The sequence below is a fragment of the Rhizobium sp. CNPSo 3670 genome (assembly GCF_057784555.1).
The window spans coordinates 1-16,544 of the sequence record NZ_JBXSOL010000058.1; the positions used below are offsets into that span (position 1 = coordinate 1).

16 protein-coding genes are annotated in these 16,544 nt (G+C 62.1%); 8 read left to right on the forward strand and 8 right to left on the reverse strand.

Annotated elements, in window-relative coordinates; translation table 11 throughout:
* Nucleotides 1-276 precede the first annotated feature (276 nt).
* On the forward strand, nt 277-549 hold the full coding sequence (locus AC13QO_RS28770) for an usg protein (RefSeq protein WP_488542616.1): 273 nt from the start codon (nt 277-279) through the stop codon (nt 547-549).
* Between the two features lie 85 nt (nt 550-634).
* Here AC13QO_RS28770 and AC13QO_RS28775 read toward each other — a convergent pair whose 3' ends face one another.
* From AC13QO_RS28775 to AC13QO_RS28790, 4 genes are all read right to left on the reverse strand, one after another.
* Complete coding sequence (locus AC13QO_RS28775; RefSeq protein WP_221113204.1) at nt 635-1,336, reverse strand: pentapeptide repeat-containing protein; 702 nt, start codon at nt 1,334-1,336, stop codon at nt 635-637.
* A 171-nt stretch (nt 1,337-1,507) separates the two neighbouring features.
* Nucleotides 1,508-2,023: a GNAT family N-acetyltransferase gene (locus tag AC13QO_RS28780; protein WP_085780010.1), complete on the reverse strand. Its 516-nt coding sequence runs from the start codon at nt 2,021-2,023 to the stop codon at nt 1,508-1,510.
* 110 nt (nt 2,024-2,133) lie between these two features.
* Nucleotides 2,134-2,802, reverse strand: a complete 669-nt coding sequence (gene trhA / locus AC13QO_RS28785; RefSeq protein WP_488542617.1) for a PAQR family membrane homeostasis protein TrhA — start codon at nt 2,800-2,802, stop codon at nt 2,134-2,136.
* A 128-nt stretch (nt 2,803-2,930) separates the two neighbouring features.
* Nucleotides 2,931-3,350, reverse strand: a complete 420-nt coding sequence (locus AC13QO_RS28790; protein ID WP_085777466.1) for a universal stress protein — start codon at nt 3,348-3,350, stop codon at nt 2,931-2,933.
* A 276-nt stretch (nt 3,351-3,626) separates the two neighbouring features.
* Between AC13QO_RS28790 and AC13QO_RS28795 the strand changes: the two genes are divergently transcribed.
* On the forward strand, nt 3,627-4,487 hold the full coding sequence (locus AC13QO_RS28795) for a VOC family protein (protein ID WP_488542618.1): 861 nt from the start codon (nt 3,627-3,629) through the stop codon (nt 4,485-4,487).
* Between the two features lie 11 nt (nt 4,488-4,498).
* Here AC13QO_RS28795 and AC13QO_RS28800 read toward each other — a convergent pair whose 3' ends face one another.
* Complete coding sequence (locus AC13QO_RS28800; protein WP_488542619.1) at nt 4,499-4,882, reverse strand: hypothetical protein; 384 nt, start codon at nt 4,880-4,882, stop codon at nt 4,499-4,501.
* 190 nt (nt 4,883-5,072) lie between these two features.
* On the opposite strand from AC13QO_RS28800, the gene AC13QO_RS28805 reads away from it, so the two are divergent.
* Together AC13QO_RS28805 and AC13QO_RS28810 are read left to right on the forward strand one after the other, a co-directional pair.
* Nucleotides 5,073-6,239: an AI-2E family transporter gene (locus tag AC13QO_RS28805; RefSeq protein WP_488542620.1), complete on the forward strand. Its 1,167-nt coding sequence runs from the start codon at nt 5,073-5,075 to the stop codon at nt 6,237-6,239.
* An 18-nt stretch (nt 6,240-6,257) separates the two neighbouring features.
* Complete coding sequence (locus AC13QO_RS28810) at nt 6,258-7,550, forward strand: NAD(P)/FAD-dependent oxidoreductase (RefSeq protein ID WP_488542621.1); 1,293 nt, start codon at nt 6,258-6,260, stop codon at nt 7,548-7,550.
* Between the two features lie 45 nt (nt 7,551-7,595).
* Here the strand turns inward: AC13QO_RS28810 and AC13QO_RS28815 are convergent, their stop codons facing one another.
* Together AC13QO_RS28815 and AC13QO_RS28820 are read right to left on the reverse strand one after the other, a co-directional pair.
* Nucleotides 7,596-8,393: a polysaccharide deacetylase family protein gene (locus AC13QO_RS28815; protein ID WP_488542622.1), complete on the reverse strand. Its 798-nt coding sequence runs from the start codon at nt 8,391-8,393 to the stop codon at nt 7,596-7,598.
* 98 nt (nt 8,394-8,491) lie between these two features.
* Nucleotides 8,492-8,881 carry a DUF930 domain-containing protein gene (locus AC13QO_RS28820; RefSeq protein WP_085777460.1) on the reverse strand — a complete coding sequence of 130 codons (390 nt, stop codon included), beginning with the start codon at nt 8,879-8,881 and terminating at the stop codon, nt 8,492-8,494.
* Between the two features lie 243 nt (nt 8,882-9,124).
* On the opposite strand from AC13QO_RS28820, the gene AC13QO_RS28825 reads away from it, so the two are divergent.
* Nucleotides 9,125-11,233: a S9 family peptidase gene (locus AC13QO_RS28825; protein ID WP_488542623.1), complete on the forward strand. Its 2,109-nt coding sequence runs from the start codon at nt 9,125-9,127 to the stop codon at nt 11,231-11,233.
* A 36-nt stretch (nt 11,234-11,269) separates the two neighbouring features.
* Nucleotides 11,270-11,794 (forward strand): DUF1697 domain-containing protein, encoded by a 525-nt coding sequence (locus AC13QO_RS28830; protein ID WP_488542624.1) that lies wholly within the window; start codon nt 11,270-11,272, stop codon nt 11,792-11,794.
* A gap of 85 nt (nt 11,795-11,879) precedes the next feature.
* On the opposite strand, the gene AC13QO_RS28835 is transcribed toward AC13QO_RS28830, so the two are convergent.
* On the reverse strand, nt 11,880-13,325 hold the full coding sequence (locus AC13QO_RS28835) for an MFS transporter (protein ID WP_488542625.1): 1,446 nt from the start codon (nt 13,323-13,325) through the stop codon (nt 11,880-11,882).
* Nucleotides 13,326-13,585: 260 nt separating this feature from the next.
* Here AC13QO_RS28835 and AC13QO_RS28840 point away from each other — a divergent pair, with 260 nt between their 5' ends.
* Both AC13QO_RS28840 and AC13QO_RS28845 read left to right on the forward strand, forming a co-directional pair.
* Nucleotides 13,586-15,088 (forward strand): protein adenylyltransferase SelO, encoded by a 1,503-nt coding sequence (locus tag AC13QO_RS28840; protein ID WP_488542626.1) that lies wholly within the window; start codon nt 13,586-13,588, stop codon nt 15,086-15,088.
* 140 nt (nt 15,089-15,228) lie between these two features.
* A partial coding sequence (locus tag AC13QO_RS28845) for an outer membrane protein assembly factor BamB family protein (RefSeq protein ID WP_488542627.1) occupies nt 15,229-16,544 on the forward strand: 1,316 nt, incomplete at its 3' end.

Consider the following 16,544-nt stretch of genomic DNA (forward strand, 5'->3'; position numbering starts at 1 on the left):
TTTCCTCCAATGGACAAACAATAACGATGTTGTTCCCCTGGCCGGACCGGATGACCAGTCCGGGCGGGTGCAAACCTCTGTCGAGCGTTTTGCGCGCATTGATCTGGTTTTGCGATTTTTCGATTTCAAGAGGGCGCAGAGAAAAAATTAGCACTCACCCGAAGTGGCTGCTAACACCCTGAGAAGGAACAACAAAAGCCGCCGTTGCGTTGAGAATCCCGTTGATGGACGCCAAGATATCCGCCACCTTCTCGTTGTCTGAAACGGAGATGAAGCATGCAATTTTCATCGGATCTAGAGCGCCAGCTCAGCTGTTACGGCCTTACCACTGCCCACATTCTCTACCGCCTTCCGGATTTCGAATCCGTTCTGCAGACTTACGTCTGGCAGGATTACGATCTCGCCCCGGGCTTTCCGGAAATGCACAAGTTCCTCGATTTCTGGCAGTCCAACCTTGACGGACCGCTGCATTCCGTCCGCTATAGCCATCAGCGGCTGATCGGACCGAATGAATGGCGTCGGGTCATTGGCGAGTTAAGGCTGCACTAGTTCGAACCTGACACATTCCACGTCGGCCAGGCATTGCTGCCATAGCTTTCGTCAACCTGCACGGAATCTATGCAAAAGCCCGAGTTCACTCGTGCTCGGCAGGGCATGGCCAATTTGAAGGCGCAGAGAGGCCTGCCGGCAATTTGGTCGAGGCATCGCCGCAGGCCAGGTCGATCTGCGCCTGCTCGAGGCCGGCGGCAGCCGAGAGGTCAAGGCCTTCGATGCGGGTCAGGAACATGAAGGCGCGCTCGAACGTCGCCGGGCCTTCGAAGACGGCGCTGGAGAGATCGGCGCGGGAGAGATTGGCGAAGGAGAATTTCACCCCCGTCAGTACCGCCTTATCGAAATCGGCGCGGCCGAGTTCGGCCTTTTCAAAGCTCGCGCCGGAAAGCCGGGCTCCCGCGAAATTGGCGCGCTGCAGCTCGGCCCCGGCAAAGGACGCGGCGTCCGCGACAATATTGGCGAAGCTGGCGCGATAGGCCTCGATCTTGGCGAAGTTGGCCCCTTCGGCATGTGACCCCTCAAGCGAGGCGCGCACCAAGCTCGCCTTTTCCAGATTGGCGGATTTGAAATTCGAACCGCTGAGATCGGTCAGCGAGAAATCGGTGCTGAAGAGATTGGCGCCTTGGAGATCACTGCCCTGCAGCATCAGGTTCTTCTTCGTGCATTCCTGCCAGTCGAGCTTCGGCGAGGCCGTGCTGCCGCAATCGGCAGCACGCGAGGAAATCGGAGCAGCGGCGAGAAGAAGGAAGGCAAGGAGGCCGAGCGGCGATCTATGCATTACCATTGAATTGTTGATCTCCATGACGCTTATCACGCCGCCTCTCGCGAAGCAGGCGGCCTCTCTTTTCTACACAGCTCAGAATACAATAAAAAGATGGTGACCGCTCCGGCAATGATTTGCCGGTTCACTCCGTCCAGCGAGCGCTCGTCCCTCCGTCGGCCTTGGGCAGGCAGCTCAATCGGCCTCGCCGGGCAGGCGAAGCTCCATGCAGGTGAGGTCCAGCCAGCGGCCGAACTTGGTGCCGACCTCGGAAAATCTGCCGGCAATGCGGAAGCCGAGCTTTTCGTGCAGCCGGATCGAGGCTGTGTTATCAGCCTCGATGCCGGCGATCATCACATGGATATTGGCGGCCGCCGCACGCGCGATCAATTCGCGCATCAGGGCCTCGCCGATGCCGGCGCCGCGATGATCCTTTTCGACATAGACGGAATGTTCGACGGTGTGGCGATAGCCTTCGAAGGCGCGCCAGTCGCCATAGGAGGCGTAGCCCGCGACCTTGCCCGCCATCTCGGCGACGATGACCGGAAAGCCGCGGCCCTTGCGCGCGCTCAGCCATTCCCGTCGGTTTTCGAGATCGACGAACGTTTCGTTCCAGATCGCCGTCGTGTGCTCGACGGCATGATTGTAGATATCCCGGATGGCTGGAAGATCGGCTTCGGTGGCGTCGCGGAGAAGGACGGCGTCTGTCATGATCACCCGGTTCGGATTGACTGCCGGATTGGCATACGCTGCCGATCAAAAGATGTAAACGGCTGACACGCCAGAGAAAGGCTCGCGGGACGCGCTCGGCAGGCCGCAGCTCAGAAGGCTGGCATCGGTAGACTGAAACAGGTGAAGACGGCTGAATAATGCACAGCCGCGGCGATGACGACGAAACCGTGCCAGATGGCGTTCTGGAAACGTAGTTTCTCCCAGACGTGGAAGATGACGCCGAGCGAGTAGATAACGCCGCCGATAACGATCAACAGCATCGAAGCGGAGGGAATGCGCGCGGCGACAGGCCCCGCCACCAGCACGCCGCTCCAACCCATGGCTAGGTAAAGCAGGATGGCGAGGCGGTCATAGCGCCCTGGAAACACGCATTTCAGGACGATGCCGACAGCTGCGAATAGCCATATCGCCATCAGCATGAAGAAGAGCAGCGGATCGTCGGCGCCGCGTTCGAGAAAGGGCGTATAGGTGGCGGCGATCAGGATGAAGACCGCCGAATGATCGAAGCGGCGCAGGAACCATTTGGTGCGCGAGACCGGCCAGAGATTGTAGGAAAAGGAGATGGCAAGCGTCAGCACCAGTCCGACGCCATAGATCCAGGCGGCGGCGAGCGCGCCGTGGGAGCTCCAGACCGTGGCGTAGAAGATCAGAGCGGTGGCGCCGATCAGCGCCAGCACGAGACCGACGCCATGGACGATGCCGTCGGCGATCAGCTCATATTTGTCGTAAGCCCAGCGAATGCCGTTAAACTCGGCCATGCACGCCAACCCGTTTCGTACCCATGGCGATGGTCGCACCGAACGGGCGGGGGCGCAACTACGGCGCATCGTGCGCGTGGTAAATCTTCGTGACAGACCACACAGGCGACCTCGATGGCGGCGCAGATTCAGATCTTCTGCCGCTCGACCAGCACGGAGCACTTGGCGTGCCGCACGACACGGTCGGCCGTGGCGCCGATAAAGTAGTTGGAAAAGTCCGGAATATGCGAGGCGAGGATGATGAGGTCGGCGCCGTGGCTTTCGGCGGCTGCGATGATGGCTTTGGCCGGCGGACCGTTGCGGATGTCGATCGTCGCCGTGACCCCGGTTGCGGCGACCAGCGCCTCCAGCTTGTCGCGGCCATCCTTCATGGCGTCCTCGAGCATGTTGGCCGGCAGTTCGATCGCGACATAGGTCGGCACATCCTCGACGACGTTGAGCGCGACAATCTGGCCGCCCGCGTCGAGCAGCGAGGCGGCCTTGCGGAGAATGTTCTCTCCCCTGTCGAGGCTGCCGAGCGCGATCGCCACGATGATTTTCCTGTACATGGCTCCCTCCATGACTGAGATGCATAAGCTTGCTCAGATGAAGATATGGGCGCATTGACTCCGATCAAGCCGGTGAAGGTCATCGTCAACATCTGCTCAACGCTTCATCCTCAAAAACAAGCCTTCTGTGAACAATCGGGATAGGCCATATAGAGATCAACGGCAACCGAAGAGACCAGGCGCATGAACCGGCGAGACTTCCTCGGATTTGCCACGGGCGACATGGTTGCCGCCACCGCCGGTACACCTTCAACTGCAGAGGCAGGAGACCCATTGATGACGACAGAAACATCCTATGCGCTGACGCGGCCTGCCTATATCGACCAGTCGCATCTCGTCGTCACCGACCTCGGCCTCGTTTCCGGCTTCTATCAGTCGATGCTCGGCCTGAAGGTCATCGAGAAGACGACGAGCGGCGAAGTGCTGGGTGTCGGGGGCCATCCGCTGCTGACGCTGACCACGGCAAAGGACGCGGCAGTCGCGCCACGGAATGCCGCAGGCCTTTTCCACACAGCCTTCCTGATGCCCGACCGCATCGAACTGGCGCGCTGGCTGCGCCACGCCGCCCAAAACAACGTTGTGCTCGACGGCGCCTCGGACCATCTCGTCAGCGAGGCGATCTACCTTTCCGATCCCGAAGGCAACGGCATCGAAATTTATGCCGATCGGCCACACGAGGGATGGAAATTCCTTGAGGATGGTATGGTCGAAATGGCGACGCGGCGGCTAGACCTGCAGGCTCTTTATAACAGCGCACCGGAGGATCGCTGGGGCGGCATGGCTGAGGGAACGGCAATCGGTCATCTGCACCTGCAGGTCGGCAATATCCCGCAGGCCGACGCCTTCTACCGCGACGTGCTCGGTCTCAAGCTGATGGCCCGTTATCCCGGCGCGAGCTTCTTTGCGACCGGCGGCTATCACCACCATCTCGCCGCCAACATCTGGAACAGCCAGGGCGCCACCGCCCGCGCCGACAATATGACCGGGCTTTCGGACTACCGGATCCGTTTCAACGACAAGAGGACGCTCGACGCGGCGGTTTCCAGGCTCGACGCGCTGGAGCTCAACAGCGAGAAGCGCGACGGCGGCGTCTTCCTCAAAGATCCCTGGGGCATCGGCCTGACACTTTCGGCCTGAATCTGAAAACCCTATTGAATCTTCTCGGTTCCTGATGGCGTCGTCACCTGCGTCGGTCCGCCGCCGTTTCCGCTCGGCGTCGGCGACCGGTCTGTCGCTTCGGGTGGCCGTGCAGGGCCGGAGGCCGGGTCGTTGTTGTAGGCGCCGGGACCGGAGGGCTGCGTATTGATCGCATCCGGCTTGGTCGAAGCCGTTGCAGTCGGATCATTGTTGCTGGGATCGGGCCAGATTGCAACGCTCACGCCGGCAATGATGAGAACTGCCGCGCCCGCCGCAAGAACGGCCCAAACCCACCAACGCTGCTGATCGGCGGCTTTCAGCCTAGCCTCGTCCGCATAAGGGGGATCGCGCGAATAGGTCTCGGTGCTTTTCTTCTGGTCAGGATCTGCAATCATGAGCACTCTCCTTCCGAGGTCGAACGCCAGCGACGGCGAGGTTGTTCCGGCCGCAGGATCAAATCGGCGCGCGAGCCGATAAAAGGGCGGACGCTTCAGCGCCCTTACAACAGCGCCATGGGCCGGCGGAACCGGAACCGCATCAGCGCGTTTTTGTGGCGAAGCAATCTGGCTTCGGGGACCTCAACGCATGGGCATCGCCAACGGCATCCGCAAACACGCAAAGAAGATCGCCATCGGCGAACGCCAAACCAGCGCCTGGGCTAAGTCGTTGCAGGAGACGGCGGAGGAATTGCCGTCCCCGCCGGTGCATCGGCTTGAGAAGGACGGGCTCGACATCAGCATGGCCTGGGCGATCATCGGCATCTTCGGCATCCTCGGCCTTGCCGCCGTCTATACGATGTCGCTGATCCTGATTCCGGTCACCCTTGCCGTCGTCGTCGGTATGATCCTCGGCCTTGCCGCGGAAAATCTCAGCAAAATGGGTGTACCAAGGCTTGCCAACGCTTTCCTCCTGTCAAGCGGTGTGGCTCTGGTCATCGTCCTGGTGGTTAGTTCGCTTGCCGACCCGCTGGCGACGCTTGCCAACGAAGCTCCGGCTTTCATCGAACGGACGATCAGCCGCGTCCTGCCTTATCTGGAGCGCATCGAATGGCTGCACATCACGCCTGCGACGTTTGAAAGCGGGCCGATGTCGATCGGCGCGCTGCTGGAAAACACCGGTAACGTGCTGCATGTGGTGACAACAAGCCTGACGCCGGCACTGGTACAGGGGCTGATCTTCTTCGCCGCGCTGCTCCTCTTCCTTGCCAGCCGGGTCAATCTGCGCAAGACGATCATCATGACCTTCCGCACCCGCCCGCAACGGCTGGCTGCGATCCGCGTCATCAATGGCGTCGAGCAGGTGCTCGGCTTCTATTTCGCCACCGCCTCGCTGATCTATGTCGGGCTTGGCATTGTCATGACGATCATCGCCTATGCGAGCGGGTTGTCGGCGCCGGTGCTCTGGGGGTTCTTCGCCTTTCTGTCGAGCTTCATTCCCTATCTCGGCATCACACTGATGACGCTTTCTGTCGCCATCGCCGGCATCATCACCTATGACGGCTTTATCGTCGGACTGATGCCGGCGGCCGCCTTCTTCACCGTGCATCTCATCATGGAGAACCTGATCTTTCCAGCGGTGATGGGGCGGCGGCTGGAAATCAATCCGTTTATCGTCTTCCTCGCCATCCTGTTCTGGACCTGGATGTGGGGCGCCGTTGGCGCAATGCTGGCGCTGCCGCTGTCGCTGATCGTCATGACCATCATCGACGAATTGCTGATCGAGGAAAAACCGCAGCCGCAATTGCCGAAGTGATCAGGCGAGGAGACATAAGTGGTGCCCGATCTCGATCTCGACGAATCCGATCATGACCAGATGGTCAGCGGCTGCTCGCTCTGGGGAAAGAATGCCATACGTCCCGAATGGCGGCCGATGGCGCGGAGCCTTTCCACCGATGTTGCGGTGATCGGCGGCGGCATCACCGGCGCGCTGATCGCAGATCATCTGACGGCGCGCGGCTTTTCGGTTGTTAGCATCGACCGGGAAGAGCCGGGCTTCGGCAGCACCGCCGCCAGCACCGCGATGCTGCAATGGGAAATCGACAGCACGCTCATGGAACTCGAGGCCTATTACGGCTTCGAACGAGCTGCCGGAATCTATCGCCGCAGCGCCGCTGCCGTCGCCGGTCTTTCCAAGCTGATCGCAACGAATGGAATCGCCTGCGGCTTCCGTCCGCGCAACACGCTTTTTCTCGCCTGCAATCTGGAAGGCGCCCGCGACCTCAGGGAAGAGCGCCAGCTTCGCCGGCGGGCGGGGCTGCCCGGGGTCTATCTCGAACATCCTGATCTCTTTACGCAATTCGAGCTCGATCGCGATGGCGGAATCTATTCGCCGGGTTCGGCGGAGGCCGATCCGCTGCTGCTCACCTGGGCGCTGATCGCAATCGCCGTCCGGCGCGGCGCCCAGCTGGTCAGCGCTTCCGTGACCGCGCTGCACAGCGAAGGCGATTGCGTCACGGCGGAGACGGACGGCGCCTATGTCATCGAGGCGCGGCACGTCGTGCTGGCGACGGGTTATTCAATGCCGTGCCTTGACATGCCGAAGCTGCATCGGACGCGTTCGAGCTGGGCCTTCGCCACCGTGCCGCAGTATCCCGCCACCTTCTGGCGCGACCGGGCTTTGATCTGGGAGGACAGCCATCCCTACCTCTACATGCGCACCACCGCGGACAATCACATCGTGGTCGGCGGCGAGGATGACGATACGACGGATGCCGGGGTGCGCGAACGTAAACTGCCGGCGAAGATCATGGCGATCCGGGAGAAGATGAAGCGGTTATGGCCGGGAGCGGATACCCGCATCGCCCATGCCTGGGGCGGAACCTTCGGCGAAACGGCCGACGGCCTGCCGCTGATCGGCCCGTTACCCGGCATGCCGCATGTCTTCGCCGCCCTCGGTTATGGCGGCAACGGCATCACCTTCTCCTATCTCGCCGCCCAGATGATCGGGGCGATGATTGCTGGGATCTACCGCGACTGGTTCGAGGATTTCGCGCTCGACAGGGAAGAGCCAGGGATACGGCGGTTTGGAGAGGATATGGTGCGGGCCGGGAGTGAGTTGAGGTAAGGACTTCACATTGGCGGGCGTGCCTTATGGCACACCTTCGGGGATCTAGTCCGTCGTCTTATCGTCGCCCGTATCCTGGACGTCCTCCAGACGAACGAACTCGGTGCCCTTGGCCTTGAGGTCGACCAGCGCCTTCGCCACTCCTTCGCCCGCCGCATGAGTCGGCTGATTTATGTGGGAGATGACGACATCGCCGTCCTTGGCGGAGGCGATGCGTTTTTCGGTGATTGCTGCGCCGAGCAGCGAACCACCGTCGCCGTTCACCGAGTAGCCGGCGATGCGATAGCCCATGGCGCGGATCTCGCCGATGGCGGAAAGATCGTATTTGGCCGTGGAGCCGCGGAACCAGTGCGGCGCGGGGATGCCGGCCGCGACCATGGCGGCGGCGCCGCCTTCGACTTCCTGCTTCACCGCCTGCGGCGAGCCGGCCGAGGCGATGCCATAGACGAGCGTCGGCGCGTCGACGGCCGGAATATGGTTCTCGCCGTGGTTTTCGAGCTCGAAGAGATCCGGATTCTGCAGGAAGACGGCAAGGGCTTGCGGGTTGCGCTTCAGCCAGCGGGCGGTGACGAAGATCGTTGCCGGAATGCGCTCGCGCACGAGGGTCGAAAGGATGCGCTCGTCCGCCTGCCCCATGCAGGCGTCGAAGGTGAGCGCGACGCGGGCATGGCCCGGTATGTTGGAACGGGCGATATGCAGACGCGGCTCGACGACCTTGACCGACGGCGCCTTGGCCGGACCAATTGCGGTCGGGGCCGAAGCGATTGGCGGCGGCATTCCGTCCGCCAATGCAGCGGAGACGGAGGCGAGAAGCAAGGCCGATGTGAGCAGGATGCGGTTCATGTCATGGACTTTACGATTTGAGCGCCGCGACACTAGCCGCTCGCCTTGCCAGACGCCATGTGGCCGGATGTCACCGCAGCCGCCGGCGGGAGACCGCATCAATCGTAGAGATAGTACTTGTCCCACTTCTCACGCGGCACCTTCTCACCGATCTGGTAGTCGAGCTGGCGCACGTTGATATGCTGCGGGCCGGTGATGCAATTGTAGGAAAGATGATACCAGTCGCCCTTGCTGCGGAAGACCGCGCCCGGCGCCTGCAGCGAATTGTCGCCGGCGATCGGGTCCTTGAAGGTATAGGCGATCACCTTGTCGGGCTTGAAGCCGGTGCTGTCCTTGTTGATGCGGCTCATCGCTTCCGTGTCGCAGCTCTGTTCGAGGCGGGTGGAGGGATCGAGTTTTTCCAGCTGCTTCTTGATTGCCGGGTCGACGGCAAAGGCGGGGGCAGCCAAGCCGGCCAGGGATACAAACAGGAGCAGACGTTTCGGCATTGCGGAGGAAATCCCTTACTGTTGTACAGTCTTCGTCCTGCCGCCGGCGGCTTGCCGGGGGCTGGGCACGTGCAAAATTCGCTCTGCGATAGCGGACCTCCTTAAACATTGTGGTGACATCAAGGCACGGCGGGCGGTGCCGTCTCCTCGACTGTGGACGGTCACCTGCACCCTTGGCGCTTGATCCGGCGGCGGCGCGCCTCTATCTCTTGCCAACCCGACATTCCCACCGGAGCCAATTCCTTGTCCGTCTTCAAGAGCCTGCCGACACCGCCCGCCGCACCGAAAAAGCCCGTCTCCGATACGCGCCACGGCATTACCCGCACGGACGATTACGCCTGGCTGCGCGCCGACAACTGGCAGGCGATGTTCAAGGACCCGTCGATCCTCGACCCCGAGATCCGCCGGCATCTGGAAGCCGAAAACGCCTATATGAATGCGGCGATGGAGGATACCAAACTGCTGCAGAAGACGCTGTTTGCCGAAATGCGCGGCCGCATCAAGGAAGATGACAGTTCGGTACCGATGAAGGACGGCGCCTATGCCTATGGCACGTTCTATGTGACCGGCGGCGAACAGCCGCGTTATTTCCGTATTCCCCGTGACGGCGACGTTGCCGACGAGACGATCCGTACCGTGCTGCTCGACGGCGACAAAGAAGCCGCCGGCAAAGCCTATTTCCGCCTCGCCGGCCTCGACCATTCGAGCGACCACAGCCGCGGCATTTGGGGCTATGACGACAAGGGCTCGGAATTCTTCACCCTTAAAGTGCGCGACCTAGCGACCGGTGAAGATCTCGAGGACCGGATCGAGAATACCGGCGGCGGCGGCGTCTGGGCGCCCGACGGCAAGAGCTTCTTCTATTCGGCTCTCGATGAGAACCACCGGCCCTCGAAGGTGTTCCACCACATTGTCGGCCAGCCGCAATCGGAAGACCGGCTGGTCTATGAGGAGGCCGATGCCGGCTTCTTCATGGGTGTCGGCGGCTCGCTGCTCGACGACTTCATCTATATCGATATTCACGACCACGAGACCAGCGAATACCGGCTGCTGTCGACCAAGGATCTGACAGCTCAGCCGAAGCTGGTGGCGGCGCGCGAGGAAGGCATCGAATATTCGCTGACCGAGGGCGGCAACGTCTTCTACATCCTGACCAATGACGGCGGGGCCAAGGATTTCAAGATCATGGAAGCGCCGGTGGACAATCCGGGCAAGGAAAACTGGCGCGAAGTCGTCGCTCACAAGCCCGGCACGCTCATCATCAGCCACATGGCCTATGCCCGCCATCTTCTGTGGCTGGAGCGCAAGGACGGGCTGCCGCGGATCATGATCCGCGACCGGGCGACCGGCGAGGAACATGCGATCGCCTTTGCCGAGGAGGCCTATTCGCTCGGGCTTTCGGGCGCGGCGGAATACGATACCGACGTCATCCGCTTCTCCTATTCCTCGATGACGACGCCGTCGCAGCTTTACGACTACAATATGGTGACGCGCGAGCGCACATTGCTGAAGACTCAGGAAGTACCCTCCGGCCACAATCCTGAGGACTATGTCACCCGCCGCGTTTTCGCCCCGGCATGGGACGGTGAGACGGTGCCGATCACTCTACTCTATCGCAAGGATACGGCGCTCGACGGCTCAGCACCCTGCCTGCTTTACGGCTACGGCGCCTACGGCATCACCATTCCGGCCGGCTTCAACACCAATTGCCTGTCGCTTGCCGACCGCGGCTTCGTCTATGCCATCGCCCATATCCGCGGCGGCAAGGACAAGGGCTTTGCCTGGTACGAAGACGGAAAGATGGGCAAGAAGACGAATAGCTTCAAGGACTTCGTCGCCGCGGCGGATTATCTGAATCAACAGAAGTTCACCTCTTACGCGAAGATCATCGCCGAAGGCGGATCGGCCGGCGGCATGCTGATGGGCGCCGTCGCCAACATGGCGCCGGAGAAGTTCGCCGGTATCATCGCCGCCGTTCCCTTCGTCGACGTGCTCAACACCATGCTTGATGACACGCTGCCGCTCACCCCGCCGGAATGGCCGGAATGGGGCAACCCGATCGACAGCAAGGAGGAATACGAGCAGATCGCCGCCTATTCGCCCTATGACAATGTCGAGGCAAAGGCCTACCCGCCGATCCTGGCGCTCGGCGGCCTTACCGATCCGCGCGTCACCTATTGGGAGCCGGCCAAGTGGGTGGCGAAACTGCGCGACAAGACAACCGGCGAGGCGCCGATCCTGCTCAAGACCAACATGGACGCCGGCCATGGCGGGGCGTCGGGACGGTTCCAGCGGCTGGAGGAGATTGCGTTCGAGTATGCATTTGCGATCAAGGTGGCTGGCAAGATGTGAGGTGGCGGCGACGGCACAAGATCGAGCGAGAGAGAAATGCCAGTCTACATCGCCCTCCTCCGCGCGATAAACGTCGGCGGCACCGGCTCGCTGCCGATGGCTGAACTCAAGGTGATCTGCGAAGGCCTCGGCTTTACCGACGTGAAAACCTACATCCAGAGCGGCAATGTGCTTTTCCGCTCTGACGAAACTGAGAAGGCGGTCGCGGAAAAACTCGACGCCGCGCTCGGACAAAAGATGGGCAAGCGGCCGGGCGTGATGGTGCGCAGCCGGAAAGAGCTCGAGGCGATTGCCGCCAACGCGCCCTTTGTCGATGCCAAGCCGAATTTCCTGCTCGTCACCTTCCTGCCCGAAAGGGCGTCCGGCGATGCGCTCGATAAAATGGTGGCGCCCGATGGCGAGGAGGCGAAGCTCGCCGGCCGGGAGATCTACGTGTACTACCCCAACGGGTCCGGCCGCTCGAAGCTGAAGCTGCCTGCGCTTAAATCAGGCACCTCGCGCAATCTCAATACCGTGCGCAAGCTTGCGGAAATGGCCGCTGACATGGAGGACAAGATCTGAGAACAAGGATTAAGAACGGCTGCGTCGCGCAGAATTTAATTCAGGCGAAGCGCCTCAAGTGCTTGTTTTCATGGCGCCGCTTTTCTCAAGAAGCATCTTTGGCCCGCTTGGCCTTATAGCCGCTGATCTCCTCGCCAGCGGTCGGCGAAAAACGCAGGTTCCAGACGGTCGCGGTGATCGAGATGATGGTGACGACGATGAAGGCGGTCGAGAAATCGCCGAGATCAGGCGTTTCGCTGCCTGAGAAAGCCATGGAGCCGTGCAGCGCCAAGGCCCCGATGCAGATGCCGAGCGACAGCATCAGCTGCTGAAAAGTGGTGTAAAAACTGGTGGCCGAGCTCATCCGCTCCTTTTCGATCTCGTCATAGGCAATGGTGTTGTAGGCGGTGAACTGGAAGGACAGGAAGAAGGCGCTGAGCACCAGGACGACGAAGATGAGCGGCATCGGCCAGTCCGGCCGAAAGGCGGCGCAGAGGGCATAACCGGCCGTGCCGAGGATGCCGTTGAGAACGAGGCTTCGGCGGAAACCAAGCCGGCTGAAGACGAACCGCGCCATCGGCTTCATGGCGAGCGCGCCGAGCGCGGTTGATATGACGATCTGACCGGCCGCGGCGGCGGAAAGGCCGAAGCCTATCTGGAACAGCAGCGGCAGCAGGAAAGGCTGGGCGCCCTGGGTGATGCGCGTCAGCGAACCGGCAATGACCGAGGTGCCGAAGCTCGGCACCTTCATCAGCGAAAAATCCATGATCGGCGACGGATGCCTGCGGGCATGCCTCAAATAGCCGATGCCGAAGAGCAGGCCGACTGATATCAGGAAGATCGAAAAGGCGCCCTCGCCTTCATGACTCGACATTTCGAAGCCGAAGAGCAACGAGCCGAGAGAAATCCCCGAGAGGACGAAGCCGATCGTATCGAAGGGACCGGCCGCCTTGCCCTTCACCTCATCGATGTAGATCGAGACGAAGATCATGCCGATGATGCCGATCGGCACGTTGATGTAGAAGATCCAGCGCCAGTCGAGATAGGTGACGATGAAGCCGCCGAGCGGCGGGCCGACGATCGGGCCGATCAGCGCCGGCACCAGCAGCCAGGACATAGCGCTGACCATATCCTTGCGGGCGACGCTGCGCATCAGCACCAGACGGCCGACCGGCATCATCATGGCGCCACCCATTCCCTGCAGCAGCCGCGCCAGCACCAGGAAGGGCAGCGTCGGGGCCAGCGCGCAGAGGACGGAGCCGATGACGAAGACGGCGATCGCCGCCCTGAACACTGTGCGCGAACCGAAGCTGTCGGCCATGCGGCCGCTCGCCGGAATGAAGATCGCCAGGCTGAGGAGATAGGAGGTCAGTGAGATCGACATGGCCGGCGCGCTGACGGCGAAATCGCGCGCCATGGTGGGCAGCGCGGTCGCCAGCACGGTCGCGTCGATATTTTCCATCAGCATCGCACTTGCGACGATCATCGCGATCACCCGAAAATTGGGCGCGGCGCGCCGAACCATCGGCGCCTGATAAATCTGATCCGACATCGTCCGGAATCACTCACGGTGGCGCGGCGGAGCAGAGGAAGCAGCAAGGCCGCGGGGATGACATGGCACAAGGCCAAGGGGAGACGATCTGCTATACGCCCGAGATCATGGCGGGGCTATGGCCTTTCTGGCAAAGCAGCTTTGACGAGAGGTAAAAGCAGATCACGATTCCTTGCATCGGCATGATCTGCGTGACGGCCGACCGACCGGGCGCGCAAGACCGGCTTGCGCGCGGGCCACCCCGGCCCTACCTATGAACAATGACCTCGACCCCGCAGAAAATCCGGTCCGGTGCGGCCTTTCCGTTCGACAACAGCTATGTCGGCTTGCCCGAGCGCTTCTTTGCGCCGCAAACGCCGACGCCGGTGGCCGAGCCCCGGCTGATCAAGCTGAACGAACCGTTGGCCGCCGAGCTCGGCCTTGACGTCGAGACGCTACGCCGCGACGGCGCGGCGATCTTTTCCGGCAATCTCGTTCCCGAAGGGGCCGAACCGCTGGCGATGGCCTATGCCGGGCATCAGTTCGGCGGCTTCTCGCCGCAGCTCGGCGACGGCCGGGCGATCCTGCTCGGTGAGGTGGTCGACCGCAGCTGCAAGCGTTTCGATATCCAGCTGAAGGGCGCCGGGCCGACACCTTTTTCGCGCCGCGGCGACGGCCGGGCGGCAATCGGGCCGGTGCTCAGAGAATATATCATCAGCGAGGCGATGTTCGCGCTCGGCATTCCCGCCACCCGGGCGCTGGCGGCCGTGACAACGGGCGAACCGGTCTATCGCGAAGAGGTGCTGCCGGGCGCGGTCTTCACCCGGGTGGCGGCGAGCCATATCCGTGTCGGCACTTTCCAGTATTTCGCCGCAAGGGGCGACACAGACGGCGTGCGGGCGCTCGCCGATTATGTAGTCGACCGCCACTATCCCGAACTGAAGGCTGCCGAAGAACCCCATCTCGCGCTGTTTTCGGCAATCGCGGAGCGCCAGGCGGCGCTGATCGCCCGCTGGCTGCATGTCGGCTTCATCCATGGCGTGATGAATACGGATAACATGACGATATCTGGCGAGACGATCGACTTCGGCCCTTGCGCCTTCATGGATGTCTATAACCCGGCGACCGTCTTCTCGTCGATCGACCAGCATGGCCGTTATGCCTATGCCAATCAGCCCGCCATCGGCCAGTGGAACCTCGCGCGGCTCGGCGAAACGCTGTTGCCGCTGATCGATGCCGAGCCGGACGGCGCGGTCGACAAGGCCAATGCCATCATCCGCGCCTATGGCGAGCGGTTCCAAGCCGAGTGGCTTGCCGGCATGCGAAGAAAAATCGGCCTTGCCGGCGAAGAAGATGGCGATCTCGAGCTTGTCCAGGCGCTGCTGTCGCTGATGCAGGCACAGGGCGCCGATTTCACCGTGACCTTCCGGCGGCTCGCCGATCTGGCTGGCAACGACGGCGCGGAGCCCGCCTTTGCCCGGAGCTTCCGGGAACCGGAAGCCTGCACCCCCTGGCTGACGCAGTGGCGCGAGAGATTATCGCGCGATCCGCAGACAGCGGCCCAACGCGCCAGCGCCATGCGCCGCGTCAACCCAGCCTTCATCCCCCGCAACCACCGGGTCGAACAGGCGATCGAGGTTGCGGTCGAACACGGCGATTTCTCGCTGTTCGAGGCGCTGCTCACCGTGCTGTCGAAGCCGTACGAAGACCAGCCGGAATTTGCCGCTTATATGGAACCGCCGAAGCCGGAGGAACGAGTGCTGCAGACTTTCTGCGGGACCTAAGCGGCTTCAATACAACCGTACCGTGACATCCACCTGCGGCAAATGCGGCCGTTGAAAGGCATCTCCCTCGCTCTATCTGCCTGACCGGCGGACCTTTTCCGCTGATCCCCCACCGGCTAACCCACGCGGGAGACAGCCTTATGGCGCTCGTCATCACCTCCATTCTCTTCATCATCATCGGGGTTGCGCTCGGCGGCGGCGGGCTCTGGCTCATCTCGCTCGGCGGCAGCATTTTCTATCTGTTTGCCGGCCTGATGTTCGTCATCACCGCAGCGCTGCTGCTGATGCGCAAGGCGGTTGCGCTCTGGGTCTATGCGGTGCTCGTGGTCGCCGCACTCGCCTGGGCGATCTGGGAGGTGGGATTCGACTGGTGGCAGCTCGGCCCGCGCGGCGGCGTCATCATCCTGCTCGGTCTCTGGCTGCTGACGCCCTGGATCCGCCGGCCGCTCGGCTTTCGCAGCCCGACCGGCATCGTCTACGGCGCCAATCCCTGGCCGCTCGCCGTGCCGGTCATTCTCGCCATCCTCGTCGCCGTTTATTCGATGACGACGGATCCGCATGATCTTGCCGGCGATCTGCCGAAGGATGCGGTCGCCGCCAATCCCACCTTCGGCGGCAGCGTGCCTGATGGAGAATGGCACCAATATGGCCGCACGCCGTTCGGCCAGCGCTATTCGCCGCTCGACCAGATCAATGTCGAGAATGTCTCCACCCTGAAGGAAGCCTGGCGGTACCAGACCGGCGACGTCAAACGGCCGGAGGATATCAGCGAGACCACCTATCAGGTGACGCCGCTCAAGGTGAAGGACACGCTTTATCTCTGCACGCCGCATAACTGGGCGATCGCGCTCGATGCCAAGACCGGCACGGAGAAATGGAAATACGACGCCAATTCCGGCATGAACCCCAATCGGCAGCACCAGACCTGCCGCGGCGTCACCTATTATGCCGATCCCGATGTCGCCGCCGGCGAGCCCTGCGCCGAGCGCGTCTATCTGCCGACGTCGGACGCCCGGCTGATCGCCCTCGACGCGGCCGACGGCAAGGTCTGCACCGGCTTTGCCGATCAGGGCGTGCTGCATCTGGAAACCGGCATGCGCTTCAATCCGGCCGGCTATTATTATTCCACCTCGCCGCCGGTCGCGGTGGCCGGCAAGATCATCATCGGCGGGGCGGTGAACGACAATTATTCAACCGAGGAACAATCCGGGGTCATCCGCGCCTTCGACATCAAGACCGGCGCACTGATCTGGAACTGGGATTCCGGCAATCCCGACGTGACGACGCCGATCGCCAGCGGCCAGACCTACACGACCAACTCGCCGAACAGCTGGTCGGTCTTCAGCGTCGATGAGGCGCTCGGCATGGTCTACATCCCGCTCGGTAACCAGGTGCCCGATCAGATCGGCATCGGCCGCAGCGACAATGTCGAGAAATTCTCTTCTTCGATCGTCGC

Excerpts from the sequence above, each read along its gene's own strand:
- AC13QO_RS28770 (WP_488542616.1), top strand. The coding sequence starts at position 277 with ATGCAATTTTCATCGGATCTAGAGCGCCAGCTCAGCTGTTACGGCCTT.
- AC13QO_RS28775 (WP_221113204.1), bottom strand. The coding sequence starts at position 1,336 with ATGGTAATGCATAGATCGCCGCTCGGCCTCCTTGCCTTCCTTCTTCTC.
- AC13QO_RS28780 (WP_085780010.1), bottom strand. The coding sequence starts at position 2,023 with ATGACAGACGCCGTCCTTCTCCGCGACGCCACCGAAGCCGATCTTCCA.
- trhA (WP_488542617.1), bottom strand. The coding sequence starts at position 2,802 with ATGGCCGAGTTTAACGGCATTCGCTGGGCTTACGACAAATATGAGCTG.
- AC13QO_RS28790 (WP_085777466.1), bottom strand. The coding sequence starts at position 3,350 with ATGTACAGGAAAATCATCGTGGCGATCGCGCTCGGCAGCCTCGACAGG.
- AC13QO_RS28795 (WP_488542618.1), top strand. The coding sequence starts at position 3,627 with ATGACGACAGAAACATCCTATGCGCTGACGCGGCCTGCCTATATCGAC.
- AC13QO_RS28800 (WP_488542619.1), bottom strand. The coding sequence starts at position 4,882 with ATGATTGCAGATCCTGACCAGAAGAAAAGCACCGAGACCTATTCGCGC.
- AC13QO_RS28805 (WP_488542620.1), top strand. The coding sequence starts at position 5,073 with ATGGGCATCGCCAACGGCATCCGCAAACACGCAAAGAAGATCGCCATC.
- AC13QO_RS28815 (WP_488542622.1), bottom strand. The coding sequence starts at position 8,393 with ATGAACCGCATCCTGCTCACATCGGCCTTGCTTCTCGCCTCCGTCTCC.
- AC13QO_RS28820 (WP_085777460.1), bottom strand. The coding sequence starts at position 8,881 with ATGCCGAAACGTCTGCTCCTGTTTGTATCCCTGGCCGGCTTGGCTGCC.
- AC13QO_RS28830 (WP_488542624.1), top strand. The coding sequence starts at position 11,270 with ATGCCAGTCTACATCGCCCTCCTCCGCGCGATAAACGTCGGCGGCACC.
- AC13QO_RS28835 (WP_488542625.1), bottom strand. The coding sequence starts at position 13,325 with ATGTCGGATCAGATTTATCAGGCGCCGATGGTTCGGCGCGCCGCGCCC.
- AC13QO_RS28840 (WP_488542626.1), top strand. The coding sequence starts at position 13,586 with ATGACCTCGACCCCGCAGAAAATCCGGTCCGGTGCGGCCTTTCCGTTC.